This window comes from Methanobrevibacter sp. UBA412 (assembly GCA_002495685.1).
Taxonomy (GTDB): Archaea; Methanobacteriota; Methanobacteria; order Methanobacteriales; family Methanobacteriaceae; genus Methanobrevibacter_A; species Methanobrevibacter_A acididurans.
This window is the reverse complement of the sequence record DAGJ01000004.1, coordinates 78372-105348: the sequence shown is the minus strand read 5'-3', so window position 1 is coordinate 105348 and position 26977 is coordinate 78372. Positions and strand designations below refer to the sequence as shown.

Genomic DNA, 26977 nt, shown 5'->3' with positions numbered 1-26977 from the left:
AGAAAAATTATTGTTAAATTTATTCAAATAAACCGAATTTACCCCATTCAGGATCATCTTTACGTTTAATACGTACAAATTCTTCTAAACAAGCTAATTCATCATCATTTAATTTATCCTTGAATTTTCTTTCAATAACTTTAAAATGTTTTTCAGGAATATCCACGTATAAGCTATCTCCCTCTTCAAAGTCTTTACCTGCAATAGCATCATTAATTGCCATTGCAACTTGTTGACCACGACTCATACTTGGTAAAGTTTCACCTTTATCTTCCATACTAGTTATTGAACCTACTTTATTACCATTTTCATCCATTAAAATATAACCGGGTTTTACAGTACCATTTAAAACTTCAATACCGCAAATAGCAGGTTTTGATTGTCTGAAAATAAGTTTAGGAAGAATCATAATTTTAGCTGGTTTTATTAAAGAATCAAGTAAATGTTTTTTAACAGCACTCTTTCTTTCTTCTAACCAATCATGATGATCTTCAGTTAATTTATAAATTACATTACCTTGGAATAATTTAAGAGATGTTTCTTCAAGTTCTCTTCTTGCTTTTGGATGAACATCAACATTAAAAGCAATAATTACCCCATGATCAGGATCTTCTTTTTGTGAGATAGATGCTTTAATAACATCCTTTTTATTAACATCTCCAATATCTGCAGATCTAATTGGAATTTTTTCTTGATTAAGTATATTAACAACTGCTTCAAGTGAACCTAAAGTATCTGCTTTAACTAAAACACCATTTTCTTCAGTGTCTATAGTGATATCTTCAATTTCTTTTAGGATTTCTTTTTTAACATCTTCTTCATCATTAATAACACGTAAAGGTGAACCAGACACTACATCTTCTAAGTTAGGTGCTGCTATTTTAACTCCTGCTGCAGCGACAATTTCATCAACTTTTTGGAATCTTTTCTTAGAATCTCGCATTTCTTCTAAAGGATTTGGTTTAAGTATAGATCTAACATTAGTTGTTAATATCTCATTTTTAAGCATTAAAACTATTTCATCATTAGTTCTTAAAACCCCATCATAAATGATAGTGTCAATTGTCATTCCTAATCCTGTTTCTTCTTTAACTTCAAGAACTGTACCTTTAGCAGGTGCATTTTCATGTATTTCTAACTGTTGTGTTAAATATTCTTGAGCTAAACCTAAAAGCATTGCATTTAATTCTATTATTCCTTCACCAGTGCTTGCACTAACTGGAATTATTGATATTTGACTTGCATAGGAGCTTATTCTATCAAATCTTTCTGATTGAAAACCTAATTTATGTAGTTCTCCAACAAGTTCATACAGTTTTTGATTAAGATCTTGTTGCACACTAGGTGCTTGTTCTTGAAATGATTGTGTGAATGAATTTCCCGGATGGGATTCCCAACCAAATATTTTATCAATTTTATTAGCTGCAACGACAAAAGGGGTTTTATACATTTTAAGGATATTTATTGCTTCAATAGTTTGAGGTTTAAAACCTTCATTTATATCCACTATAAGTATTGCTAAATCTGCTAAAGCTCCTCCACGTTTTCTTAGTGATGTGAATGCTGCATGTCCTGGAGTGTCTATGAAAAATAAACCTGGAATTGTATCTTTAATAGAGAGTTTTGATATGAAGTTTCCACAAATATCTTTAATAGTACTTATAGGAATTTCTGTTGCTCCTATATGCTGTGTAATTCCACCAGCTTCTCTATCAGCCACAGTACTTCCTCTGATATAGTCTAGTAGTGTGGTTTTACCATGATCTACATGACCTAATACAGATATGATTGGTGATCTTATCTTCATTTTTACTCCACTCCTCTTTAATGTTATTTTTTTAATAGTTTCCTCATCAAAAAAAAAGTCTTTTCTTTTTTTCCGTAAAATTTTTTTTTATTCTCTAAAAAATTAATTAATATGATTTATTAAATTTTTTTGAGTTTTTAATGATGTATGGGTTTGTATAATTAAAATATTAGATTATAACTCTTCATAAATCCAAGTGTTATCTACCATATCATAATCTACTATTTCATCTTCATTAAAGAATAAACCAATTTCTCTTTCAGCAGATTCCGGTGCATCTGAAGCGTGGATTATGTTTCTTCCAGTTTGGATTCCATAATCTCCTCTGATGGTTCCGAGTTCTGCTTCTTGAGGATTAGTTGCGCCAACCATTTTTCTGATTAAGCTTATTGCATCGTCTCCTTCAATGACCATTGCAAGTACAGGGCCACTAATGATGTAATCTACTAAATCATTAAAGAATGGTTTTTCACTGTGTTCTCCATAATGTTCTTTAGCTAAGTCTTCACTTATAGTCATTAGTTTTATTGCTTTTAATTGGAGACCTTTTTCTTCAAATCTTGTTAATATTTTACCCATTAAGCGTCTTGCGACTGCATCAGGCTTCATCATTACAAAGCTTTTTTCCATCATTCTTTAACCCATTTAACTTTTCTTGGAACTCTTCCAAGTTGTATCATATTTTTTTCACATTTACTACTACAAAAGAAATAGATGCTTCCATCTTTTTTAACGTACATTTTTCCAGTACCTTCTTCTATTTCTTTGTTACAGAATGAACAAGTTCTCATGTTCTTACACCTTCTAAATATATTATAGATTAAGCAGTTAATATTTTGAACCTTAAAATTAAATAAATTTTATTTAAATTTATGGGGTTCTAATTTCTTTAGCTTCTCTAATTGTGTCGAGTAACATCAAAACATCTCCCTTACGTACAGGGCCCATGATGTTTCTTGTTAAAATTCTTCCTTTGTCTCTTCCATCGAGAATTCTGCATTTTACTTGCATGATTTCTCCAGTCATACCAGTTCTGTGTAAAACTTCTATGACTTCTGCTGGAACTCCTTCGTCATTCATTTTTTTATCCTCCTGTTTATATTATACTGGAAAACAGAGAATGTGATTATTCTTTGAGTTCAGCGACTTTTTCAACAATTTCGTTTACTAAATCTTCTGCTTCACCTGCATCTACGATACAAGCTGATGCGGTTCCAACGCTTAATCCTGCAGCTCCACCGACTTTTTCTTTAGTTGGTAAGTATGCGTAAGGAATTTCGTTTTCTTCTGCGAGTACTGGTAAATGTGCTACAATTTCAGCAGGATCTACATCTTCAGCGATAACGACAAGTTTTGCGTCACCTCTTTCAATAAATTTAGTTACTTCGTTAGTTCCTTTTGCTACCTTTCCGGTATTTTTTGCTGATTCTAAAGCTTCTTCGGTTTTTTGAGCTATTTCTTCTGGGGTGTCAAATTTTACATAAATGTTTGCCATATTAATTTACCTCCTTTTTCATCTGGCGTGAATTTTTTGCCATCCATCGGCAAATTATTATAACTGCACAGTTTTAAAATAAGTATTTTTTCTGTGGTTATAATAATCAAAACAGTGACTTTTTTAATATTTTATTAAATTGTCACAAATATTTAGTTTTAATCTATAACTCATGAAATTATATTCATATCACTAAATAATATAAACCATTAATTTATTTTTTTGTTTATATATTTTCAATGAATATTATTAGTAAAAATTAGCTAATAATATATTTTCTAAAATTTAGGATTTATGAAATAAATTCTAGAGAACTAGACAATATTAAATTTAGTTGTTATACCTTATATACTTAACTCTTTAAGGATTATAAAATATTTAAAAAAAGAGTGAATAAATTTTTTAATAATCCTTATATTAAGTATTATATAGGATTATTTAAATTTTTTCATTAAATTTTGAAATTATGAACTTTCTGGGGATTGAACTCTTCCAGGAAATTCAAAATTAAAGAAGTATTCTGCTAATTTAATGCTTAAAGGCATTACTAATGCAGTTACTAATAAGTATGCAACAACCCATCTAAACGGCCATCCAAAAATTAGTATACTTAATGACATTCCACCAAATACATAAGCTAATATAAAAGGCATTATAAATGATTCACATAAACTTATGAAGAAAGCCACAGGATTCCATAACTTACCATGTGGAGGGAATGTGAAAAAGTGTTGCGCAAGTCTTAAACTTACAGGAATAACTACTAAGTTAACTGTAAAATAAGCTATTATCCATCTGATTACCCATTGGCTGAAAAGTGTATATAAACTCATATTACCAAAAGGGACTGCTACTATAAGAGGCATTAAAAGTGACATAAATAAACTTATGAAAAATGCCATAGGGTTCCATATTCTATTTTTTATACTCATAACATATATTTTCCAATTATTATCTGTATTATCTTACAGCATTATTACCTAAATATGATAAAAATTAATAATGATTAAATTAAAATTAAAAGAAATTATTTTAAATAAAATATTAAATTTTTATTATAAAAAATTAGGGTAATGATCTATTATTTATTAGAAATTAAAATAAATCTAAATGATATACATAATTAATTATGTTTTCAGATATTATATACTTTATGGTTATATGATGAAAAAGAGAGAGTATAAATTTGATTAAAAATTTTTATTAAAAAAAGAATATTAAAGATTTTAAAGTAAAAGTTGGAAGGAAAAATGAAAATATAATTAAATCTTCATTAATCCTAAATATTAAATAAACTTAGCAAGTTTTAGTTGCTAATTTAATATCTTCAGCTTTTACAGTTTTTCTACCAGCGTGGCGAGCATATCCAACAGCTTTTTGAGAGATACCTTCTCCACATTCTTCGATTACTTCAGCTAATGCAATTTTTGCATCATCAGATACTCTTTCAGCACCAGCTTTTTTTAAAATTCTGCCTATTGGGGCAATTGGTAATTCACTCATATTTTTCACCTCATTTTTAGTAATAAATATAATAATTTCTTATATATAAATATATCGAAAAAATAGGGCTTAAGAGTAAATATTCTAGCTAAAAAATATTTAAAATTATTATAAAGATACAATTAATTAAAAAAAATAGAAAAAATAAAGGAAAATAGAAAATTACTTATTAAGTAAAAGTTCTTTAATTTTATTTAAATCTGCACTAACTTCCTTAGGTTTAGTACAAGCATTAATAGCAGTATTAGGATCTTTAAGTAAATGTCCAGTGACAATACATACTACTTTTTCACCTTTATCAATTTCACCTTCATTAACTAAACGTTTAACCCCAGCAATACTTGCAGCACTAGCAGGTTCAACACCAACCCCTTCTTTACGTGCCAGTTCTAATTGAGCTGCTAAAATTTCATCATCAGAAACAGTTTGAGCAAATCCATTACTATCATATATTGCATGTAAAGCTTTAATACTACTTACAGGTGCACCAATACGTATAGCAGTAGCAACAGTTTCAGGATTTTCAACTGGAGTCATTTTCATAGTATGTTGATTGAAAGCATTAACTATTGGACATGCTCCTTCTGCTTGGATTCCTGTCATCATAGGTAAATCATCAATAAAACCAGCTTCATGGAATTCTGATACACCTTTCCATATAGCTGAAATATTACCTGCATTACCAACAGGTAAAACAATACGATCAGGAGATTCCCAACCAAGATGATCTACAACTTCATAACCTATAGTTTTTTGTCCTTCTAATCTGTATGGGTTAATACTATTTAATAAGTATAAATATTTTTCTTCAGCTAATTGTGTCATAGCTTTTAATGCTTCATCAAAGTTTCCATCTATACTTACTACTTCTGCACCATGGAACATTGCTTGAGCTAATTTACCAAGAGCAACTTTACCTGAAGGTAAGAATACAATACAACGTTTTCCAGCACGAGCAGCATAAGCTGAAAGAGATGCTGAGGTATTACCAGTACTTGCACATCCAACAGTATCAACACCAAGTTCCATTGCTTTAGTCATACCGAGAGTCATTCCACGATCTTTAAAACTTCCAGTAGGATTAGAACCTTCAACTTTAACATATAAATCTATACCTAATTCTTCACCTAAAGTAGGGCATGAGACAAAAGGTGTTCCCCCTTCATCAAGAGAAACTTTTTTATCAGCATCAACAGGTAAAAATTCTTTATATTTCCATAAATTATCTCTTCTACCTTCAAATGTTTCTTTTGGAATATCATAATCTTCTGTTACAACTTCTAAGATTGAACCACATTTTTTACAATTGTAGATGATTTCATCATCATCATATTCTTCTCCACAGGATACACATCTTATCATTTTTTATCACTTTCAAAATATTTTTTTTGTAAGATTTTATTAAATAAAATTAATAATACTTCATTTGTTATTTCATTTTTTCATAATATAAAAAACTATTCAAAATTTAAAAAAAATTTTTTATTATGATATTTTTAAGCTTAAAGATTTAATAAAAGTTGAAAATAAGTATTTGAAATTAAAAGAAAAATAAAAAAATAAATTATTAGAGATTTATTTTTTATACAGATCCAAAGAAATATTTAAAAATTGTGAAAGCTAAAGGTTTAGTGATATTAGCTTCAACAAATGCTGCAATCATTAAAAGCACTACTGCAACAATAAGTAAAATTATAGATTGTTTAAGCATTTTACCATTTTTTCTCCAAGACATTTTAAGTGTTTCTTTTAATGTAATTTTATCTTGGTTGTATACTGGATCAAATATTTCAGTATAAGTATAATCTGGAGATATTAAATTAATTAAGAATTTTATAATAAATGCTAACATTACAAATCCACCAGAACTTGCTATAACTAATGCAGGAATTTCAAATATTCCATGAGGGAGTATAAGTAATAAATATAATATTATTTGGTTATGTGCATTGTATATTGCAGCATAAAATCCTATTAGTAATGCATTTACAATTATAGCTAATATTCCAAATACACCCATTAGTAATGATCCCACATATATTGTTAATGTAGCTATTACATTATTGTAGTATAAACTATGAGTAGTTAATGTTACTTGTCCTGAACTAATTCTTTGTTGGAAAGTTTGAACTACTGGATTCATCAATGTTTGTAAGTTTGCTGCAAAGAAAAACCCTATAAGTGCTGTGATTATAAATATTGCAGCTATTATTAAAATTATATATTTATTTTCAGTGAATGCCGCTTTTACTTCTCTTCCAATTATTTTTAGATAATTTTTTATATTTGTCATTATATTAAAAACCTTTATTATTTTTAGAATAGTGTTTTAGCTATTTCTTTTGCTTCTGGTTGTTTTTCATGTAAGTCTTCAAAGAATTCTTTCATTAATTGACTGGTTCTTGCTTTACAAGCTCCACAAAGTAATGTTCCATTTTTACAATCTTCATGGATTTTATTTAATTCCTTATCAGAATCAATGAGGTGGTATACTAACATTTCATAAATTACACATTCATCTGGTTTTCCACCTAATTCTTTTTGTTCTTGTAAACTTTCTCTTCCACCTGTTTTTGCTGTTTTTACTTTCTTTTCAGCCTGTTTTGGTGTATCATTTAAATATATTGCAGTTTTTGGTTTACTACTTGACATTTTTCCACCAGTTAATCCTGTGAGGAATCTGTGGTATGTGCTTGCTGGTGGTTTGAATTTGTATTCTTCATTCATTTTATCCGCAATATCACGTGTTAATCTAATATGAGGGTCTTGATCAACACCTACAGGTACAACGACTTGTTTTGGCCCTCCATTTTCAGGTATTTGTGGGAGTAATATGTCTGCTACTTGTGTTAGTGGTGCATATAAATGTGCTAAATTTGTGGATTGTGTGAATCCATAAATTGCTTTCATTTCATTGAAATTGGATCTTTTACTGATTTTGAATGTTAAATCTTTTAATAAGTTATTTTGTGATTGTAAATAAACATTTATTTTTTCATTAGTTAAGTCCAATCCTAATGCTATATAATTTGTTAAGTATTCGTTTATTGCTATGTCTTTTGCTTTTTCTAAACTTATTCCTCTTGCTGCATATGATTCCATATCTGCAATAGGTAATGATAATGTTGCACCTTTATCCGCATACCATTTTAATTGGTCCACTACCATTTTGTGTCCTATATGCATTTGTCCACTTGGCATCATTCCAGTCACTACTGCAAATTCTTTTTTTTGGTTTGCTAATGGTATTATTTTATCATAGTCTCTGTGTCCGAATATTACTCCTCTTCTCATTAATCTTGAGGGTTCATTTATTTTTCCTATAATATCTTGGAATTTTTTTATTCCGAATTGGTTTACAAGTTTATCATAATCTACTTGTGATGATGCCCATGGGTCTATTAACATGAAAATTTTACCTCCTTTTTTTATGGTCTTGTCCATTCTACATTATAATATGTTATATCGTGGTCTTCGTCTACTACTGCAAGTAATAATTTCTTATTAACACCATGTGCTACTCTTATATAGCTTGCAAAGTCTAATGCGTGTATGTCATAAGATTCATATAATACTTTAACTAAATAGTCAGAATGTCCTGCACCTGGTTGTCTTCCCCGATCGTATAATCTGAATTCAGATCCATATTTAAATCCGGTTTTTATAATATATCCTCTATCTTTTAAATCTTTATATACTATATATTTTCCAAATAAATCTTGGTTTTTAATTAAAGTTAAGATTTGGTCTTGAGTACATTTTTGATTGTTTTTATAAATGTCTATTCTTCCATTTTCCATTAAGTATAATGCTTCTATTAGAGATAATTCTAATTTATCTTCACTTAATTTCCCAAATCCACTTTTTTGATTGAAGCTTATGGCTCTTTTACTTTCATTATCTATTTTTATTGTTACTGTTTTATCAAATAAGTCGGCACGCATATTAAAGTACAACCTTTTTTTATTATTGTTAAAAATTATTTCATTATCATTTTTTTATTATAAGAATTAGTTAAGAAAAAATTTTTTAATTAATTTATTTGTTTATTCTTTTATACTTATAAAAATTTTTAAAGATAAGTGGGTGGTTTTATAATTATTTTTTCTTTAAAAACTTTTAAATGGTTGTTAAATTAAATGGTGAAAATTTTATTTAACTATTATTATTTAGTTTTCTATTTTTATAAAGATATTGTTTGAGATTTCTGGTTTTAATATTTTTTGTTTAGAATTAACCAGGATATTTATGACATTGCTTGTTTCATCTTTTTTATTGAATGAAATTTCTGTTCCTATTGCTATGCCTTGACTTAATATTTTTGTTAATGTTTCTTCATCTCCTCTTATGAATAAAACTGTGCCTTTTTGTTTTGGTAAGAGATCAATTATACTTATAAGATTTTCATTTCTTATTCCTACTTCTGCAATATCTTTTGTGTTTTGCATACATTCTTCACAGTTTTCAAAGTCGAAGTGGCACGGAGGGATTAAATGATTATCTGGACATACATCGGGATATTTTAACATGTGACATAATGCTCTTTCTGCTTCATCTGATAATGCATGTTCCATTGCACATGCTTCTAAGTGAACATTTTCATCTTTTATTTTAAGAATATCTTTTAAGAATCTTTCAAGTATTCTATGTTTGCGTGTAATTTTTTGAGATACTGTTAATCCTTTATCGGTTAATATTGCACCTTTGTATGGTATATATTTAATGTATCCTAATTGTTCTAACTTTTTTAGCATTTGAGTTACACTACCTGGTGCTATATTTAGGTTTTTGGAAATTGTGGTAGTGGATACATGGTTTTTGTTTTTCCCCTCTTTGTATAAAACTTCTAAGTATTCTTCTATATTTTCACTAATATCTTTTGTTGACATTTTATTGATTAATACCCTCTTGAAATTTTTTTAAATAGTAGATATATTATAAAATAAAGTATATAAAAGTTTTGGTTAACCTAAACTTTTAATTAATGTATGAAAATCAAAACAATAAAAAAAATAATATAAAAAAAGGTTTTAAGGAAGAATAATTATTCATTCCTTAAAAATTGCTTAAAATAAATTTTGTGTTTAAAAACTTAATGAACTATAAATACCAGCTAAAGTAAAACTACCAGTATTCCAATTCACAATATTCCCTAAACTATTACGTTTACTGGTAGCATCTGCTACTTTCCAAACACCATCAACATATATTTGTGCCCATACATGACCTGTTACAAGTCCACTACTAAATACACAATTTTTACCATGAACGTATCTAGCAGGAATTCCAGCAGCACGACATAAAGCAATTACAAGGTGTGCATGATCTACACAATTACCTTTACCTGCATTAAGAGTACCAACAGCACCATATTTAGTATTAGCATAAAAACTGTAAGTGATTTCATCACGTACATAATTAAATATTGCAGTAGCCTTAGCAAGAGAAGATGTTAAACCACTAGTTAAACTAGCAGCTAAAGCTTTAATTTGTGCATTATTTACTTCACAATTATTAGTTGCAACAAGATATTTTGAAGTATCAGTACCATCACCTTTCTCATTTAAACCAGATCCAGAATCGCTAGAACTAGAAGATGAGCTTGTAGTAATAATACTAGTATTTACACTAATACTTGTAGGTAAAGTATTAGTACTTGCATAGCTTGTTAAGATATTAGCAAATATGTAAACATAATTATCATAGGATATTTTACCTAAACCATTTGATGAATCAAAGTTAGGTGTGTAACCATTTGCATTTACAAATTCAATTATTCTTGAAGCTAAAGCTAAATATTGAGTACTTGATAATTGACCAGTTAAATTATCACCTGCAGAGTTTGGTGCACTAGATACATCAGCAACTGCAATATTATCAGTTTGCCCTGCACTAATTTTTAGCAATGCAGTCGCCATTAAATATGCAAATCTAGATTCCTCATATTGAACACCATTTAATGTTGTATATAATGGCAATTTACCATTTTTTACAATAAATGCTTGAACTCTTTCAGCAGCACTAATAACATCCGCTATTGAAACATAAACTTTATTAGTTGAATTAGTTGAATTAGAACTTAAAACACCTTTAACAGTTGAAGAATCAAAAGATACAGAGTTAGGTAAACGTGCATTAGTATTAACAAATACTAACATTTTTGAGAAAGCATAAGTATATGATTCAAAACTAATTTGACCAATACTAGAACTTTTATCAAAATTTGGTAAAGCGTTATTAGTATTCACATAAGCAATAATCCGATTAACCAATAAAATAGTGTCAGCTAAAGTTAATGTTCCTGTAGCACTACCTGTTGAATTATTTGGAGAATTAACATCCACAAAATCAACAGCATTATTATTACCACTATTAATATTTAAAATAGCTTGTCCCATTAAATATGATACTTGAGCAATAGTATATTCAACACCATTATAAGTTACAGAACTTGGTAAATAACCAGTACTTAAAACAGATTGACTAACTGTATTTGCAATAGATTTAATATCATTAATACTTAAAGAACCAACAATATCTGAACCATTATCTGTACTATTATCAGAAGTAGCATTTACAAGAACATTAACTCCAACTTTAGTTAAAACTTTTGTAGATCCTACGATTTTTTCTTTACCAGTTACTGCACAATAATCAGAATCACAAATTGCACATGTTAATTCAACTTCAGATACATTTTTAGGATTAATTAATAATGTTCCATATAAATCACAATCTGGACAATAGTTAATGAAAGTTGTATTATAATAAGCATATTTAAATCCAGTATAATTACTTGCACTTGGTCTAGCTATTACGTTAATGTAATAATTATCAGAAATATCAGTAACAACTACACTAGCGGGGAGTGTTTTATGATTATAATAATAAGCCATAACTTTTGTAAATGTATAAACAATTGTATTATATTGAATAACTCCAATGTTTGAGCTTATACCAGGATTAGCAGAATTAGTTGATGACATATAATTACTAATTGAATTTGCTAAACTTAGATAATCAGTTTTATTCATATTAGATAATACACTTGTTCCTTTTGATCCAGATGGACCACTAATAGATATTATGGGAATATTAGCTGTAGAACCATTATTAATTTCTGCAATTGCTGTAGATAAGAAGTATAGGAATTGTGGTGTAGTATATTTAACACCATTAATTCCAACATATTCAGGAATCTGCCCTTCATAATCTTTTTCAATTAAATCTTTAAGTGATGTTGCAGCACTTCCAATTAAATCTATACTTATAGTAGTTTCATTATTATTCACAATGGATTCATAGTTTGTAAAATTTATTATATTTGTTAAACCATAACGGAATACAGAAACTCCACATGCTCCACCATCATATGCTGCTTGAACATCATTTGCAAGTTCAGTTGCACTGAGTAATGTAACATCATTATCAGATTTATATCCTTGTAATGCTGCCCAAACTAATGCCCCTGCACCATTTTGAACATACCATTTAGTAGTACTTGTTATCCAAGTACTAGTTTTACCATAGTTTCCTTTGTATAACATTGGCATTAATACATCTAAGTATTGTCCTAGTTGAGATACATCTTGACCATAATAATATGCTCCAGAAGTAGTTTCTGGCATGATAGTTCCTGCAACAATTAGGTTACTGTTTACAGTTTTAATAGCTTTTGTTAATTCTGATACAAATGTATTAATAGCTGCAGTAGAACCATTATATTGGTAAGCATTACCCTCATAACGAATATAATCTAATAATACTCCTTTAATTCCAGATGTGGATGCGTAAGTGATTGCATCATTAACTTTAGAATCAAGTAATGTAGTATTTATAGCACCAGTTGAAGATATAACTGGATTATAAAATGATCCATTTTCATGTAATATTTGCATCCAAATATAAACATCTATCCCTTTAGAACTTGCTGTTGAAATCCAAGATTCAATAGCACTTTTAGTATATAATGAAAATGCACCATAACTAAGAAATATAGCGTTAACTCCATTGTTTTTTAAATTATCTAAATCAACAGAGTACATATTCTTACCAAATAGCCATAAAGCATTACCTGAAACGGAAGTTACAGTTTCATATATAGAAAATGAACTTGTTCCAGATATAGGTGCATAAGTATTACTACCCTCAAAAGAGTAAGTCATATTATATGCTCCTGAAGCTAGATTAAGTTTTAAGTAAGCTATTCCTTTACTATTGGTTACATTGGAATAAGTTACATTTGTTGTTCCTTTTGAAATAGTGAAATATATTGTTTGACCAGATACAGGATTTCCATTAGAATCTAATAACACAACTTCATAATTACTTCCATATTGTATTGAACCAGTAGTTCCACTAATAACCGTATCTTTAATATTAACATTATTATTAGTTATAGTTATACTTGTAGAAGCTGCAGAAGCTAAATACTTACTATTACCTTTATAATTTAATTCAGCAGTGTAAGTTCCAGCACCTAAACCTATTAACATTGATCCTTTACCAGTAGAATCAGTTACAATTGTATATACTTTACTTGCAGATCCTTTAGATAAAGTTAAGTAAACAGTTTGTCCTGAGATAGGATTACCACTAACATCAACTAATGTGAAATTAAAATATCCATTTTGACCCAAAACAGCCGTATAAGGATTTACATTAATAATTGTTGATGTTAAATTGGTTGTAGCGGAATATACTGTAATACTGTTTGTTGAAGCAGTACTAGGATTATAAGTTACATTATTTCTTGTAGTGAATCCACCAAAACTTGCTTTTGCTGTGTAATCATTAGGAAATAAATTGATTTGAAGATAAGCTTTACCTTGTAAATCAGTTGTTGCCCAATAAATTTTACTTAAACCATTAGAAGGATTAGTTAAATTTAACGCAATGTGTTGTCCAATAACTGGAGTTCCATCTGCTTGTGTTAATAAAACTGTGTAATTTAATCCTTGTCCATAAATTTCAGTAAAATTATATCCAGTTAATATAGTGTTTATATTACTAGAATCTGAATTAGATAATGAAATGACTGCATTAGATGATTTTAAATTATTATCATTATTTGTTGTATAATTGCTGTCATCATTTCCATTAGCATTACTGGTTAAAATATTTGAATTGCTTGAACCAGTACTTAGACTACTATTATTATCTATAGTAATTTGATTGCTATTTGAAATTCCATTGTCTGAACTTTCAATACTAGTTTGATTGTTTAATTCAGTAGCACATACTCCACTTATAGAAACGAAGCATGAAACTAAGAGTACGACTAGTAAAGTTTTACTCCCAATTGAAATTGTTTCACCTCACAATATTACCACTTTATATTTTTTTACGGGAAAAATATTTTTATATTTTCTAAGTAAAAAAATCGGTAATAACATTTTTTTAAAATAAAAACAATCCATCTTAGAATTTTTTTTTAATAGTTCATCCAAAATAGATTGGTTAAGATTTATAGTGTTATTATAATATAAAAGTTTCTAACTAATAAATAAACCTAAAAAGGAGTTTTATAGTTTAATTACATTAAATAAAGGGGAAAAATCATTAAATTAAGTTTAAAAAATGGTAATGTATCTAAAAAAAATTTTATTGTTTTAAAATTTATTGATAATAATTACACAAAATATTATGACATGAAAATAGATATGTAATATTAAAGCTTTAAATTAAGATAAAAGGAAAATAAATCAATAATTTAATAAAAATTTAAAGATTTTAACTTATTACTGGATAAATTAAGTAATATTTAAGTTATTACCTTAAAAAAAGTTTAATAGTTAAGTTTTAATTTTTGATTAAGTTCTTTTAAAATCTTAAGTTTTAATTAAAGTAAATTTTTATAGAATATATCGGTTGAAATTTAAGAATTTAAAGTAGTAATGAAATTTAAGAATTTTTTTACTTTCGAAAACTTAAAACTAAAAGTTAGTTAATTATTAAACTAAAAATTTTAGGAAAGTAATTTGAAATAATTAATTATATAAAATAAATAAAATTTTTTAAAAAAGTTTTAATGAAAGAAATAAAAAAAAAGAAAGATGTTAAAAAATTTAATATAAATTTCTTACATCATTGGAGGCATGCCGCCCATACCACCCATTCCTCCTTGAGGAGGCATTGGTGGAAGGTTACCTGGGTCATCCATTCCTTCTGCTTTGTTTGGTTTGTTTAATGATCCTTCTGCTGCAACTAAATCATCAATACGTAATATCATTTCACATGCTTCTGCTGCAGATAAGATTGCTTGTTTTTTAACTCTTTGTGGTTCGATTACTCCACGGTCTTTCATGTTAACTACTTCACCGGTGAATACATCGATTCCCATGTAAGGATTTGTTTCATGTGCACTTCTAAGATCTACAAGAACATCAATTGCATCTAACCCTGCATTTTCTGCTAAAGTTCTTGGAATAATTTCTAATGCTTCAGCAAATGCTTTAATAGCTAATTGTTCTCTTCCTCCAATAGTATCAGCATATGCTTTTAATTGTTTAGCCATTTCAATTTCTGGTGATCCTCCACCAATAACAACTTTTTCATCTTCAATTGTTGCTGAAACTACTCCTAATGCATCTTCTAAAGCTCTTTCAATTTCTGAGGATATGTGTCTTGTACTTCCTCTTACTATTATACTACAGGATTTAGGATTATCACATTCTTCTACAAAAGTAAATTTTTGATCGAATATTTTCTTTTCAAAGATATGTCCTGCTGTACCAAGTTTATCTGAGGTTAAATCTTTAATATCGGTTACTAATTCAGCTCCAGTTGCTTTTGCAATACGGGATATGTCTGATTTTTTAACACGTTTTATTGCATATATTCCATTTTTAGCTAAGTAATGCATTGCAACATCATCAATTCCTTTTTGACAGAATAAAACATTTGCTCCTGATTCTACAATATTATTTACCATATTTTTTAATTCTTGTTCTTCACTATCAAGGAACATTTGTAATTGTTCTGGACTAGAAAAGTTTGCTTTGGAATCAGTGTTAGTGTCTTTGTGTTCTATTGGATATTTTAATAATGCGATTTTTGCATCATTTATTTCTTCAGGCATTGAAGGTAAAGCTCGACCTTTATCTATGAGTATTCCATCTATTATTTCTGATTCGGAAATTTCTCCACCATTAACTCTTTGTATATTTATGTCTTTTTTATCAACGTTTCCATTATTTTCTACACGTAAAACTGCTTCTACTATTACATCTGAAAGTTCATCAGCTGCGACATCTGTTCCTTTTCCAGTCATTGCGGTTTTTGCAATTTTTTCTAAAGTTTCTTTATCATTGGCATCTATTGATATTCCAAATAATATTTCTATAACTTTATCTAATGCTAAGGTGAATCCTCTTAGGACAGTACTTGCATGAACTCCATTTTCGAAAAGTTCTTCTGCTTTTTTAAGTAATTCTCCAGCAAGCACTACTACTGTAGTGGTTCCATCTCCTACTACATCATCTTGTTTTTTAGCTACTTCTACTAACATTTTTGCTGCTGGGTGTGTAATATCCATTTCTCCAAGTATGGTTGCTCCATCATTACTTACAACAATATCTCCCATACCATCTACTAGCATTTTATCCATCCCTTTAGGTCCAAGGGTTGTACGAATTGTTTCTGCTAAAGTTTTTCCTGCTAGTATGTTCATTTTTGTTGCTCTACTTCCTTGGAATCTTTCTGTTCCATCTCGTAGAATGAATATTGGTTGATTTTGTTGATTTCCATTTGCCATTATTATCCACCTTCATATTTTATTTTTTCTAAAAAATTTACATAAAATTCGTTTTTTAGCTTTTAAGAGCTTTAAACTTTGTTTTATGGTTTTTCATTTTAAAATTTAATTTTTTTATTAAAATTAAGAATAAATATTATTGTTTATTCATCATTTATAACATGGGTTAGAGGTTATATAAAAGCTTTACGGTTAAAAGTTACAAAAAGTTAATTTAATATTTTGATTAAAATTTAAGAAAATTTACTTTGAACTTTATCACTACTTAACTCCTTAATAACACTACGAGCAACCCATTTAGAACTTTTACTACCCATTTCAAGAATATCATAAGCCAAATCCAAAGAATTTTGATTACAAACAATATTACGTTTACCAATACTTCGTAAAGCCCAACTTACACTTTTTCGTACAAAATTACGATTATCTAAAGAGGCATTTTTAATAATTGGAAAAAATTTAAAAAAATAATCATCAGATGAGATTTTATCATGAACTGCTAAAACTGCTATAAGACTAAAAGCAGTACGTTTAACAAACTCTTCTTCAGCTTGAGCCCAGATAGGAATATTATTAATTGCTAATGGAACTTTATCAAAAAGATTTAAACAAGCTTGATCCACTATATCCCAACTATAAAAACTATAAACCCACTCGTTTAACTGATTTTCAGTTACTTTACCGGGATCTTCAACCATGGTAGCAAGTAATCTTGTTTCATGATATCCATAATCCCATAATTGTAAAGTTAATTCATGATTTTTACCAACTGTTTTAGCTATTTTACGTAAAAAAGGAATTCTAACACCATAAGCTTTTAAAGTTTTTATCCCAAATCGTTCCATACCTTTAATATTATCTAAATTTTGATTAGATTCTAACTCATGTATAATATCTTCAAATTCCATAATTTTCACCAAAAATAATATTTAAAAAAATAGTAAAATTTCCATTTTTTTTTTCAAATGTAATTATTATATATAATATATTAAAAAAAAAAATTAGAAAATTAAGAATATAAAAAAAGTAAATTTTATTCTTTTATAGTTTTAGCTAGTTTTTTACCAGCTTCATAACATTCTTCAAGAATTTCTTCTGTAGGTGTGAATGTTGTTTCCACATCATCAAATATTTCAAATCCTGCACCTTCAAGAGATTCTTCAAGTTTCTTAACAGCTCCTCCACCCCATCCTTTGGAACTGAAAACTAATGCTTTTTTAATACTAGTGGTTTGTTTAAAGTTTAAACAATTAAACCAGTACATAGTGTTTCCTATACGTGGAAATGGATTGTTCATCATTGTAGGTGCACCTACTGCAATAGCTTTACTATCTAAAACATCAGACACTACATCATCTGCTCCATCCTCTTGCATGAAGTACATTTTCACTTCTACACCTTCACTCATGATTCCTTCAGCTACACTATAAGCCATTTTTTCAGTGGAGTGATGCATTGTATCATAAATAACTGTGATTTTATCTTTACAAACTCCATGAGACCAATCAGTGTAATAATTTAATATGGTTTCAGGATTCTTCCAAATTTCACCATGACATGGTGCTATCATTTTTATCTTTTCAAGTAAACCTAAATCTGCTACTTCTTGTAGTTTACGTCTTGCAGAAGGTGAACCAAAAGTTACAAGATTGGCATAATATTTTCTTGCAGCATCTTTAATAAAATCTGAATCATTTTCTTCCGCAAATCTTTGAGATAAGCATACATGTTGTCCAAAAGCATCATTAGAAAATAATATTCCATCTTCATTTAAAAAAGTGAACATATTATCTGGCCAGTGAAGCATTGGTGCTTGGATGAATGTGAATTTTTTACCACCTAAATCTAATTCATCACCAGTTTTTACTATGTTGATTTCTTGATCTTTTAATTCAAAGTATTGTAATTTTAAAAATTTATTACAATTTGGTGATGCATATACCTCTGCATCAGGGAATTTTTTTAAAGTTTCAGCAAGACAAGTTGCATGATCTGCTTCTGAATGATTTTGTATAAATACATCAATTTTTACGTCTTCTTTTCCTTCTTGTTTAAATGCATCTTGTATTCTAGCATATAATTGTGGAGACATACCAGCATAAACATTATCAATTAATGCTGTTTTTTCTTCACCAAATACAAGATAACAGTTATATGTGGTTCCTGGTATGGAGTATCCGTGGAAACTTCTAGCATCCCAATCTAATGCCCCTACCCAGTAAACACCTTCTCCTATTTTTACTGAATCAGCTTTCATATTTTTTAACCTCTGAAAATAAAATTCATGAAATAATATATTTTTATTAAAAGTTTAATTAATATTAATATAATATATTTAAATTAATTATTATTAAAATTTTTTATATAAATAAAACTATTGGTGATTTGAAAAATTATGATAAATGTTAATGAATTATTTTATGAAGAGGAAGGACTAGGTAATGAAGAGACAGTAATTTTTTTACACCCTAAAATATTATCAAATTGGATTTGGGAAGAACAAAAAGGGCAATTAGAAAATTATGATTGTATTTATTTAGATTTACCTAATCATGGAAATAGTCCTCCTATGGATACTTTTACTATTAAAGGAGTATGTGAACTTATTAAAGAGTTTATTTTAATGAAGATTAAACCTAGTTTTAAAAAGGATAAAGTGAATCTTGTTGGTATTGGAACTGGTGGTTTAATTGCATTTGAACTTTTATGTAAGTATCCAGAAATTGTAGATAAAATAATAGTTACAGGCATTTCAAGTCCTGAGGATGTTGGTTTTGAAAAACGTGAAACCAGTATGGTTAATATTTTTGATAATACAAAAAAGATTTTAGATAATAAACCTAAGGGTTTTTTAACTAAAGCTTGGCTTGCAAATTATGGTTTTTCTGGAAGATTTTCTAAAAAAATGAAATTTAGTTATGAAAATATAAGCCAAAAAGATTTAAAAGATATTAGTTTTGAAGCATTAAATTATAAAATACCTGAAGTAAAAGATGTGGATAAAGGTAAAGATTTATTAATAGCTTTTGGTACTAAAGATGAAAGAGTTGTGAATTATAGTAGTGTATTATTCCATTCTAAGTTTCCAAGTGCTAAATGTTTGAAAATTGATAAAGCATTACATATGTGGAATCTTTTAGAACCTAAGCTTTTTAATGAAATTATGGTTGATTTTATTAAAGAAGGTAATGTTAAGATTTATCCACAAATAGTTGAAGAATAAAAAAATTAAAAGGTTGTGATTTAAGTGTTTAATATTGGATTAATAGGTTATGGAAACATGGGATCCATGATTGTTAATAATATTTTGAAATTAGATTTATTATTAGAAGATGAGGTTCTTTTTGTAAGTAATCATAACATGAGTAAAATTGAAAGTTTAAAAGAAATTTATCCAGATGTTACTATTACTGATGATAATAAAGTGATTGCTGAAAATTGTGATGTTATAATTATTTGTGTAAAAAGTCCTGATTTTAAAGATGTGATTTGTGAAATTAAACCTTATTTAAAAAATAATGTTCATATAATTACTAGTTGTGCAGGTATAAACTTCAAAGAAGTTGAAGATTATTATGAAGGTAGTTTAAGTATTGTAATCCCTACATTAGCTTCTTATGTTGGACAAGCTTCTGAAATAACATCAAATAATAGAAGAAAAGGTATAACTTTATTTACTCATAATTCTAATGTTTCTAATCCTGAAAGAGTTTTTATTGAGGGATTATTTGATGAGTTTAGTTTTGTTAAAGTAGTTCATGATTATGAAGATTTAAAAATAGCAACTATTTTAACTAGTTGTTCTCCAGCTTTATTATCTTTACTTGTTGAAAAAATAGCGGATATTGCTGATAAAAATAGTAATTTTAGTAAAGATGATGTTGTTTATTTAATAACTAAGTCTTTATTAGGTACAGGTTTAATTTTAGATGATAGTTTTGAAACAAATGAAGTTATAGAAAAAGTTGCTACTCCTGGAGGAATTACCCAATTTGGTTTAGATTATTTAGATTCTGAAATTAGTGAGGACAGTAAAGAATTGTTTAAAATTTTACTTAAAAAATATTAAATTAAAATTTTTTATCTTATTTTTGTTTTAGTCTATTTTTTAATTCTTTTAAAATGATTTATTGATTAATAATAATTACGTTAACATTGTTAAGTTAACGTAGAGAGCATAATATTTTTTTAAATTATGAGCATATAATTAGTAATGTGAAAAATAGTGATAGTACATACATGAAGTAGATGAAAAAATTAAATTATTGAAATTATTTATTCTTTTTAAATTTTAAATCATGACGTTTCATAATATCACTATCTTCAAGATTTCTATGATTCTCATTATGAATTTCTTCAACAGGTTCATCATCATTATTTAAATAAGGAGCATAATCATAATCCTCATATTCATTGAACTGAGAAGGAGATTGTTGATAATTAGGTTGAACTTGTGGTTCAGGTTCATTATAATATTCCTCACGTTCATCATCAAAAAGATTATGTGGACCATTTTTATTTTTACCTAATTCTTCAAAAAGATTATGGGATTTTAAATTTGGATTTTCATTATTTCTAAACTTTACATCCCCATCCATATTGCGCATAGCTCTTTTAATATTATTATCAAAGTCACGATCATCAACAGGATTATGTGAATATTCTTGTTGATTTCTTATATTATTTAAATCCGGATTTTCTCTATCATGATAAGCATAACCTCTTTCTTGATCATCCATAGTATATAAGTTAGTACTGAAACCATAATCTTTAGAAAATGATTCTGGATCTTGATACTGATTTTGATAAGGATTATTCTCAACAGGTTCCTGATACTGATTCTGATAAGGATTATTCTGTTGATTATACTGATTATACGGTTCTTGATTTTGAGACCCATATGAATTTTCAGGCCCCATATTATTATGAATAGGTGTAACAGGTTGTGATTGAAATTTACTATATTGTAACTGTTCAAAAATTATCTCTTCAACTTCATGAGGATTTGATATTTGAGTTAATTGTAAATCCTTACCATCATATGCACTATATAATAGTACTGATCCTATACCTATCATTCTACCTACGATTCCTTGACTTATGACAACATCTTGAATAGTGTTATAAGGCATACTAGATTTATCTTTTCTTATAACTCCACTTTCAGTTATTATCCTACCAGAAGTTATAGTATATTTGTATGAAGACCAAGATAATAATTCAAATAATATGTATAAAACAATTAATATACCTATAACTAAGAATGCTATTGCTGTGTATTCTGTTAGAGGCCATTGTACAAAGTTGATGGTGTTAACGGTTAAATTGGCTACAAATTGAATGGTGGCTGTGTAGACATAAAAAATTACTCCAAGTAATATTACTGCAATCATAATGCCTTTATTACTTAGAAAAAAATTTGGTCTAGTCACTAGTAAAGTTTCTTCACCAGACCATCGTTTATCTCTTTTTAACATAGTAATTTATATTTATTAGATATCTTTATTTAAAACACTTTCTATATGAAATTATTTTGTTTAAAGGATTTTAAATAAAATTAGTAAAAGTTTAAAAATAGTATTGTAAAATTTTATATTAAGATAATATTATAAAAAAATTGGCCTCAGATCGCCCATCATTCATCACCATATCAGAGCTCATAGGGTTCATCACTGGCCAATTATATTTTTTATTAATTAAAGAAAGGATGAATTTGGATTTTTTTATCCAAACATCACACCTGCTTCTTTTATAAATTCTTCATCTTTTTCTGATCCAACAATTTTTTCCACAGCATCCATGAAATCTGATACTATGACTTTATCTCTTCCTTCACGAATAGCAAACATTCCCGCTTCGGTACATATTGCTTTTAAGTCTGCACCAGACACTCCATCTGTGAGTGTTGCGAGTAAATCGATGTCTGCTTCTTCAGATAATGACATTTTGGATGTGTGAATTTTGAGGATTTCTTTTCTTCCTTCTTCATTTGGAGATGGTACTTCTATGAATCTATCAAATCTTCCAGGTCTTAAAAGTGCTGGATCTAGGATATCTGGTCTGTTAGTAGCACCTATAATTCCTATGTCTCCTCTACTTTCAAATCCATCGAGCTCTGCTAATAATTGCATGAGTGTTCTTTGTACTTCACGGTCTCCACTAGTACTAGATTTTAAACGTTTTGCTGCAACAGCATCAATTTCATCTATAAATATGATTGCTGGTGCTTTTTCTTTTGCTAGTTCAAATACTTCTCTTACTAGTCTTGCTCCTTCTCCTATATATTTTTTAACAAATTCTGATGCTACTATTTTAATGAAAGTAGCATTTGTTTCATTTGCTACTGCTTTTGCTAGTAATGTTTTTCCTGTTCCAGGTGGACCGTATAAAAGAATTCCTTTAGGTGGGTCTATTCCAATTTTTTCAAATAGTTCTGGATGTTTAAGTGGTAATTCTACTGTTTCTTTCACTTCAACTATTTGTGGGTCTAATCCTCCAATTTGATCATAGGTTACATCAGGTTTTTCTTCTACTTCCATTCCGGATACACTTGGGTCTTTTTCAGATGGTAATACTTCTACTACCCCAAATGTTTGTTGGTTTAATGCTACTCTTGATCCTGGAACTAATAGTTTAGGATCTAAAAATTTTGAGTAATTTATAAGGAAGTGTGGTCCTGTACTACTTTTTACTGTCATTCTAGTATCATCTAAAACTTCAGTTATTGTAGCTAATATTAATGGTGGAGTTCTGAATCTTTCTACTTCCCCACGTAATGATTTTGTTTCTCGTTCTAAACGTATTTTTTCATTTTCTGTGAGTATTTTATCTTTTTCTAGTTTTCTTATTTTCCACATTAAATTACGTTTAGTTTTTGTGTGTTCTTCTTTTAATAGTGCAAATTCTTTTTCAAGATTTTCTTGTTTATTTTCTTCAGTTACACTATTATCTATTTCTTGAGAAGATTCTGGCATGGTGAATCACTCCTTTTTTTATTTAAAATTTTATCTGTTAAATTATAATTATTATTTATTTTTGCTTATTAATAATTATTTTTTCGATTCCATTATAATTACATTTAGTTACTATTATGTATTTAATCTATTTTTAGTTACTAGTATTTAAATCTAATGAAACTTGTTTCAAATAATACTAATAATTTATAGTTTATAATTTTTTTATTAAATTAAACTTTAATTAAAAAAAATAGCTTAAAAAAATAAATTAATTTAAAAACTACAAAATTAATAAAGAGTAAATATAATTTAAAACTCAAATCATTATATTATATACAATAAATTTGTATATAAAGGTTTTGAAAAATTATAAATGATTCGAAAAACTTAAAACATTTAAAAAACATAGTTGATTAACATGAGATGCGAGATTTGTGGAAAACCAATATCTGGTAAACCTATAAGAACAAAAGTTGATGGTGCAGTTTTAGATACATGTAAAGAATGTTCAAAACTTGGAAGAATACAAAAAGCACCCCCTCAAAAACGAATAAAAAGAAAAACAGCAAAAAAACAAAGTACTCAAAAATACCAAAGAAAAAGAGACGAACCTAGTGAAGAAATTGTTGAAAATTTTGGTAACATTTGTAAACAAGCAAGGGAATCTAAAGGCTGGTCTCGGGAAGAATTAGGTGAAAAAATCCAAGAAAAAGTCTCAGTAATTAAAAAAATAGAATCTGGAAAAATGACACCAGAACTTAATTTAGCATATAAATTTGAAAAAACATTAAATATTAAAATTATAGAAAAAGTAGATAATCTTGATTTAGAACAATTTAAAACATCTTCATCAGGTGGTTTAACACTTGGAAGTATAGTAAAAATAAAAAAATAAAAAAATTTTATTATATTTCTAAAATTCTTTTTTTTATAAATAACCTATTTTTGAATTTTTGTATTCTCTAGCAGATTTATATTTATAATCTTTCATTACAGTACCTTTATTCTTATTAGAATAATAACCTTTTAAAGGTGCTGATTGATTTAAAGTCTTAACTAAATTTCCATATCCTTCATAATCATCAATTACTACTACTACATGAGCAGGTGGATGAATCTTTTTCACTTGAATAATTGATAAAGTTATGTCTTCTTTTACAAAAAAAGCAGTTGCAACATGTGATTTGTTACGTATTTTTTGATTCAAAATTTTTCCCACAATTTCATCTGCAAACTGAGGATCCACTTTTTTAGGTTTTGTTGTTAAATTTAATTTAGCATGTCTTTCAATATCTGCAATTGCATTTAATAATTTTTGATTGTTTTCGCCACGAATTAGTATTAATGCCATGTTTTTTTACCCTTTAGTTTTATTGTTTAATAATTTTTAAATTTTAGTAAATTTGTATATAATTTTTTTTGAATTATAATTATACAGCTTTTTTAGTGTTTAAATCCTAGTAATAACTGTTAAAATTTTATTTTTTTAATATTTTGTGTTTAAAATTTTCTTTATTTGTTTTTTAGATTTAAATTAAAAAATTATAATATTATTCAAATTGATTTTGTTTTTTTATAAAAAAAGGTTATATAATGAGATTTATTTTTTAAAATATAATTCTTTTCTCATTAAATAACCTAAATTATTCTATTTTCGATCTTGGAAGTTTTTTATAAGCCTACTTCTGAATATTACTAACAGTATAAGTATTATACCAATTGCTGTTTGTATTGTTCCAATAATAGTTAATACAAATGAATTTACTGGTAAATTCCAAGGTGGGGATGTTCTTCCATCAGCTAATGGTTCATAATATACTCCAACTGCACGAGAGTTTTCTTTAACACTTATGTCTTTAGGTTCAACATAATTTACTCCCATGATTAAACCATTATGAATACCTTTATTTATAGATCCTGCAATTTGATCAGGATTATAACCATATTTAGTTACTGATGCTTGAACAATAGCTTCCGTTGTATCTGCTAATCCTGCCCTATCACTACCATAAACTGATACACTTGTTGTATTTGATGTTACTGTTATTGCATTGATTAATGCATCACAAGCATTGGTTGTTTTTAGTTGACTTCCATCAACTGGACATACTTGATAATTATCAGCTTCAGGGAATCCTACACTCCATCCACATGTTGGACATGATTTAGTATAGTTTTCACTCATTGGATACCCAGTAGAATTCATTTCAGTTGGTGTGAACATATCTCCTGTAGTTACACGAGATACAAGATTAACAGCACCTCCACCGTATTGTTCTCCAGAATCTGTTGCAACTTCTCTCATCCCTTCTCCAACAATACGTGTAGCTGGGTAACCGTCTCTTATCATTTTACCCATATTCACAGCAGTTTGATATCTTACTGAATCTGCAGTACCCATCTTAGGGTTTCCTTCAGAGTTTCTTAAGTGAATAATAGCTCCTCTATGACCTTCTTGTAATACTGCTAATCCTCCACTTGTTGAGGAGTAAGGTGTGACTGTAATCTCACCATTATCTTGTTCTTCTACAACATAAGCATCAAATGATCCACCAATAGCGGCTCCAACATTAGGACCACCGACTACAAGACGAATCCCATTAAAGGAACTTGCTACAGATGCTGCTGTAGAAGGTGAAGCACCATTCTGTAATGCTGCTACACACTGACCAATCGCTTGTACACGATCTGAAGAGTTACCTTCACCCCCAGATAGTACAGCAAATTGTTTATCTTTACTCATAAGGAAAGATGATTGAAACATGTTTTTAGCAAATGACATACTTCCTGCTGCAACACCATTAGGATCTTGTCCTGTCGGGTCAGTAATTACTATAATGTTACAAGTTGCTGAAACTTCACTGATTACAGTAAAAACGGTCAAGAATAATATTAATCCAAGAAATAAATATTTAGTTTTCTTATTCATCTATTATCATCCTCTTTATAAATTTACGCCGTTTCTTTAAATTGCGCAGTGTTCACTCCATTGTATGATGCATTATCAGCACTAGTGGTATTACTAACAGGTATTGTTGAGAAATCTTCAATAACTGTAACAGTTACAATTCCTGTTTTTTCATCTACTGAAACATCCGCCGCTGCAATAGGTTGTAATGTTGTACCTGGAACTGTGGATTTACATGCGAATTGTTCAGCATTCGTTATGGCCTCCGACAATGGCAACGTACGTTTACTTGTTACAAGCATATCTCCATCAATATAAGAATTTTCTCTGAAACCTGCTGCTTGCACATTTTCTCTAATTGTTTCGATTGGAACAACATCATTTCCTTTTACAATAATCCCTGCTATTGGAACACCTTGGTCCACTTCAGGAGATGAGGCATATGCAACGTAAGTTATAATTCTTCCACATAAGATTAATAAAAATGCTAAAAGCAAAATCATTAATGTATCTCGTCTTACTTTAATAAACATATGAATATATCCTCTTTAAT

General features: G+C 28.3%; 24 protein-coding genes. 3 read left to right on the top strand and 21 right to left on the bottom strand.

The annotated features are described in order from the left end of the window. Positions 1-19 precede the first annotated feature (19 nt). The 16 genes from infB to BP997_RS01210 form a co-directional block, all read right to left on the bottom strand. Positions 20-1807: a translation initiation factor IF-2 gene (gene infB / locus BP997_RS01285; protein WP_413828685.1), complete on the bottom strand. Its 1788-nt coding sequence runs from the start codon at positions 1805-1807 to the stop codon at positions 20-22. A gap of 174 nt (positions 1808-1981) precedes the next feature. Beyond that, a complete protein-coding gene (gene ndk / locus BP997_RS01280; RefSeq protein WP_409197714.1) occupies positions 1982-2440 on the bottom strand; it encodes a nucleoside-diphosphate kinase in 459 nt (152 codons plus the stop codon). Further along, complete coding sequence (locus tag BP997_RS01275; RefSeq protein WP_409197715.1) at positions 2437-2598, bottom strand: 50S ribosomal protein L24e; 162 nt, start codon at positions 2596-2598, stop codon at positions 2437-2439. The genes ndk and BP997_RS01275 overlap by 4 nt, the downstream gene beginning before the upstream one ends. 79 nt (positions 2599-2677) lie before the next feature. Continuing rightward, complete coding sequence (locus BP997_RS01270) at positions 2678-2887, bottom strand: 30S ribosomal protein S28e (protein WP_409197716.1); 210 nt, start codon at positions 2885-2887, stop codon at positions 2678-2680. A 46-nt stretch (positions 2888-2933) separates the two neighbouring features. Then, positions 2934-3302, bottom strand: a complete 369-nt coding sequence (gene rpl7ae, locus BP997_RS01265; RefSeq protein ID WP_413826029.1) for a 50S ribosomal protein L7Ae — start codon at positions 3300-3302, stop codon at positions 2934-2936. 464 nt (positions 3303-3766) lie between these two features. Further along, entirely contained in the window at positions 3767-4234 is a 468-nt protein-coding gene (locus BP997_RS01260) for a hypothetical protein (RefSeq protein WP_413828683.1), read from the bottom strand. A 364-nt stretch (positions 4235-4598) separates the two neighbouring features. Beyond that, positions 4599-4829, bottom strand: coding sequence for a histone family protein (locus BP997_RS01255; RefSeq protein ID WP_409199093.1), 231 nt, complete (start codon positions 4827-4829; stop codon positions 4599-4601). A gap of 138 nt (positions 4830-4967) precedes the next feature. Continuing rightward, a complete protein-coding gene (thrC, locus tag BP997_RS01250) occupies positions 4968-6167 on the bottom strand; it encodes a threonine synthase (RefSeq protein ID WP_413828681.1) in 1200 nt (399 codons plus the stop codon). Between the two features lie 220 nt (positions 6168-6387). Next, on the bottom strand, positions 6388-7098 hold the full coding sequence (locus tag BP997_RS01245) for a stage II sporulation protein M (RefSeq protein ID WP_413828679.1): 711 nt from the start codon (positions 7096-7098) through the stop codon (positions 6388-6390). 23 nt (positions 7099-7121) lie between these two features. Beyond that, positions 7122-8213 (bottom strand): tryptophan--tRNA ligase, encoded by a 1092-nt coding sequence (locus BP997_RS01240; RefSeq protein ID WP_413826037.1) that lies wholly within the window; start codon positions 8211-8213, stop codon positions 7122-7124. A 20-nt stretch (positions 8214-8233) separates the two neighbouring features. Then, positions 8234-8749: a tRNA-intron lyase gene (gene endA, locus BP997_RS01235; RefSeq protein ID WP_409197722.1), complete on the bottom strand. Its 516-nt coding sequence runs from the start codon at positions 8747-8749 to the stop codon at positions 8234-8236. A gap of 225 nt (positions 8750-8974) precedes the next feature. Then, on the bottom strand, positions 8975-9694 hold the full coding sequence (locus BP997_RS01230) for an iron dependent repressor, metal binding and dimerization domain protein (RefSeq protein ID WP_409197723.1): 720 nt from the start codon (positions 9692-9694) through the stop codon (positions 8975-8977). 195 nt (positions 9695-9889) lie between these two features. Then, positions 9890-13444 (bottom strand): transglutaminase domain-containing protein, encoded by a 3555-nt coding sequence (locus BP997_RS01225; RefSeq protein WP_413828677.1) that lies wholly within the window; start codon positions 13442-13444, stop codon positions 9890-9892. Between the two features lie 1442 nt (positions 13445-14886). Further along, positions 14887-16560, bottom strand: a complete 1674-nt coding sequence (gene thsA, locus BP997_RS01220) for a thermosome subunit alpha (protein ID WP_413828675.1) — start codon at positions 16558-16560, stop codon at positions 14887-14889. A gap of 233 nt (positions 16561-16793) precedes the next feature. Continuing rightward, the gene (locus tag BP997_RS01215) at positions 16794-17468 is read right to left on the bottom strand and encodes a DNA alkylation repair protein (RefSeq protein WP_409197728.1); all 675 of its coding nucleotides are present in this window, start codon (positions 17466-17468) and stop codon (positions 16794-16796) included. 125 nt (positions 17469-17593) lie between these two features. Beyond that, on the bottom strand, positions 17594-18817 hold the full coding sequence (locus BP997_RS01210; protein WP_409197729.1) for an FprA family A-type flavoprotein: 1224 nt from the start codon (positions 18815-18817) through the stop codon (positions 17594-17596). Between the two features lie 138 nt (positions 18818-18955). Here BP997_RS01210 and BP997_RS01205 point away from each other — a divergent pair, with 138 nt between their 5' ends. Together BP997_RS01205 and BP997_RS01200 are read left to right on the top strand one after the other, a co-directional pair. After that, positions 18956-19783 carry an alpha/beta fold hydrolase gene (locus BP997_RS01205; protein ID WP_409197730.1) on the top strand — a complete coding sequence of 276 codons (828 nt, stop codon included), beginning with the start codon at positions 18956-18958 and terminating at the stop codon, positions 19781-19783. A 24-nt stretch (positions 19784-19807) separates the two neighbouring features. Then, positions 19808-20629, top strand: a complete 822-nt coding sequence (locus BP997_RS01200; RefSeq protein WP_409197731.1) for a pyrroline-5-carboxylate reductase family protein — start codon at positions 19808-19810, stop codon at positions 20627-20629. 202 nt (positions 20630-20831) lie between these two features. On the opposite strand, the gene BP997_RS01195 is transcribed toward BP997_RS01200, so the two are convergent. Together BP997_RS01195 and BP997_RS01190 are read right to left on the bottom strand one after the other, a co-directional pair. Beyond that, positions 20832-22037, bottom strand: a complete 1206-nt coding sequence (locus BP997_RS01195) for a PH domain-containing protein (RefSeq protein ID WP_413828262.1) — start codon at positions 22035-22037, stop codon at positions 20832-20834. Between the two features lie 246 nt (positions 22038-22283). Then, on the bottom strand, positions 22284-23534 hold the full coding sequence (locus tag BP997_RS01190) for a proteasome-activating nucleotidase (RefSeq protein WP_409197733.1): 1251 nt from the start codon (positions 23532-23534) through the stop codon (positions 22284-22286). Positions 23535-23934: 400 nt separating this feature from the next. Between BP997_RS01190 and BP997_RS01185 the strand changes: the two genes are divergently transcribed. Further along, entirely contained in the window at positions 23935-24411 is a 477-nt protein-coding gene (locus tag BP997_RS01185; protein ID WP_413826054.1) for a multiprotein bridging factor aMBF1, read from the top strand. A 33-nt stretch (positions 24412-24444) separates the two neighbouring features. On the opposite strand, the gene BP997_RS01180 is transcribed toward BP997_RS01185, so the two are convergent. The 3 genes from BP997_RS01180 to BP997_RS01170 all read right to left on the bottom strand — a co-directional run bounded on the left by BP997_RS01180 (position 24445) and on the right by BP997_RS01170 (position 26957). Continuing rightward, complete coding sequence (locus BP997_RS01180; protein WP_413826057.1) at positions 24445-24867, bottom strand: DUF356 domain-containing protein; 423 nt, start codon at positions 24865-24867, stop codon at positions 24445-24447. A gap of 297 nt (positions 24868-25164) precedes the next feature. Continuing rightward, a complete protein-coding gene (locus BP997_RS01175; protein ID WP_413828444.1) occupies positions 25165-26445 on the bottom strand; it encodes a hypothetical protein in 1281 nt (426 codons plus the stop codon). A gap of 23 nt (positions 26446-26468) precedes the next feature. Beyond that, entirely contained in the window at positions 26469-26957 is a 489-nt protein-coding gene (locus BP997_RS01170; RefSeq protein WP_413826061.1) for a hypothetical protein, read from the bottom strand. Between the last annotated feature and the right edge of the window lie 20 nt (positions 26958-26977).

Coding starts and splice junctions, on each gene's coding strand:
- infB (WP_413828685.1), bottom strand. CDS start 1,807: ATGAAGATAAGATCACCAATCATATCTGTATTAGGTCATGTAGATCAT.
- ndk (WP_409197714.1), bottom strand. CDS start 2,440: ATGATGGAAAAAAGCTTTGTAATGATGAAGCCTGATGCAGTCGCAAGA.
- BP997_RS01275 (WP_409197715.1), bottom strand. CDS start 2,598: ATGAGAACTTGTTCATTCTGTAACAAAGAAATAGAAGAAGGTACTGGA.
- BP997_RS01270 (WP_409197716.1), bottom strand. CDS start 2,887: ATGAATGACGAAGGAGTTCCAGCAGAAGTCATAGAAGTTTTACACAGA.
- rpl7ae (WP_413826029.1), bottom strand. CDS start 3,302: ATGGCAAACATTTATGTAAAATTTGACACCCCAGAAGAAATAGCTCAA.
- BP997_RS01260 (WP_413828683.1), bottom strand. CDS start 4,234: ATGAGTATAAAAAATAGAATATGGAACCCTATGGCATTTTTCATAAGT.
- thrC (WP_413828681.1), bottom strand. CDS start 6,167: ATGATAAGATGTGTATCCTGTGGAGAAGAATATGATGATGATGAAATC.
- BP997_RS01245 (WP_413828679.1), bottom strand. CDS start 7,098: ATGACAAATATAAAAAATTATCTAAAAATAATTGGAAGAGAAGTAAAA.
- BP997_RS01240 (WP_413826037.1), bottom strand. CDS start 8,213: ATGTTAATAGACCCATGGGCATCATCACAAGTAGATTATGATAAACTT.
- endA (WP_409197722.1), bottom strand. CDS start 8,749: ATGCGTGCCGACTTATTTGATAAAACAGTAACAATAAAAATAGATAAT.
- BP997_RS01230 (WP_409197723.1), bottom strand. CDS start 9,694: ATGTCAACAAAAGATATTAGTGAAAATATAGAAGAATACTTAGAAGTT.
- thsA (WP_413828675.1), bottom strand. CDS start 16,560: ATGGCAAATGGAAATCAACAAAATCAACCAATATTCATTCTACGAGAT.
- BP997_RS01215 (WP_409197728.1), bottom strand. CDS start 17,468: ATGGAATTTGAAGATATTATACATGAGTTAGAATCTAATCAAAATTTA.
- BP997_RS01210 (WP_409197729.1), bottom strand. CDS start 18,817: ATGAAAGCTGATTCAGTAAAAATAGGAGAAGGTGTTTACTGGGTAGGG.
- BP997_RS01205 (WP_409197730.1), top strand. CDS start 18,956: ATGATAAATGTTAATGAATTATTTTATGAAGAGGAAGGACTAGGTAAT.
- BP997_RS01195 (WP_413828262.1), bottom strand. CDS start 22,037: ATGTTAAAAAGAGATAAACGATGGTCTGGTGAAGAAACTTTACTAGTG.
- BP997_RS01190 (WP_409197733.1), bottom strand. CDS start 23,534: ATGCCAGAATCTTCTCAAGAAATAGATAATAGTGTAACTGAAGAAAAT.
- BP997_RS01185 (WP_413826054.1), top strand. CDS start 23,935: ATGAGATGCGAGATTTGTGGAAAACCAATATCTGGTAAACCTATAAGA.
- BP997_RS01180 (WP_413826057.1), bottom strand. CDS start 24,867: ATGGCATTAATACTAATTCGTGGCGAAAACAATCAAAAATTATTAAAT.
- BP997_RS01175 (WP_413828444.1), bottom strand. CDS start 26,445: ATGAATAAGAAAACTAAATATTTATTTCTTGGATTAATATTATTCTTG.
- BP997_RS01170 (WP_413826061.1), bottom strand. CDS start 26,957: ATGTTTATTAAAGTAAGACGAGATACATTAATGATTTTGCTTTTAGCA.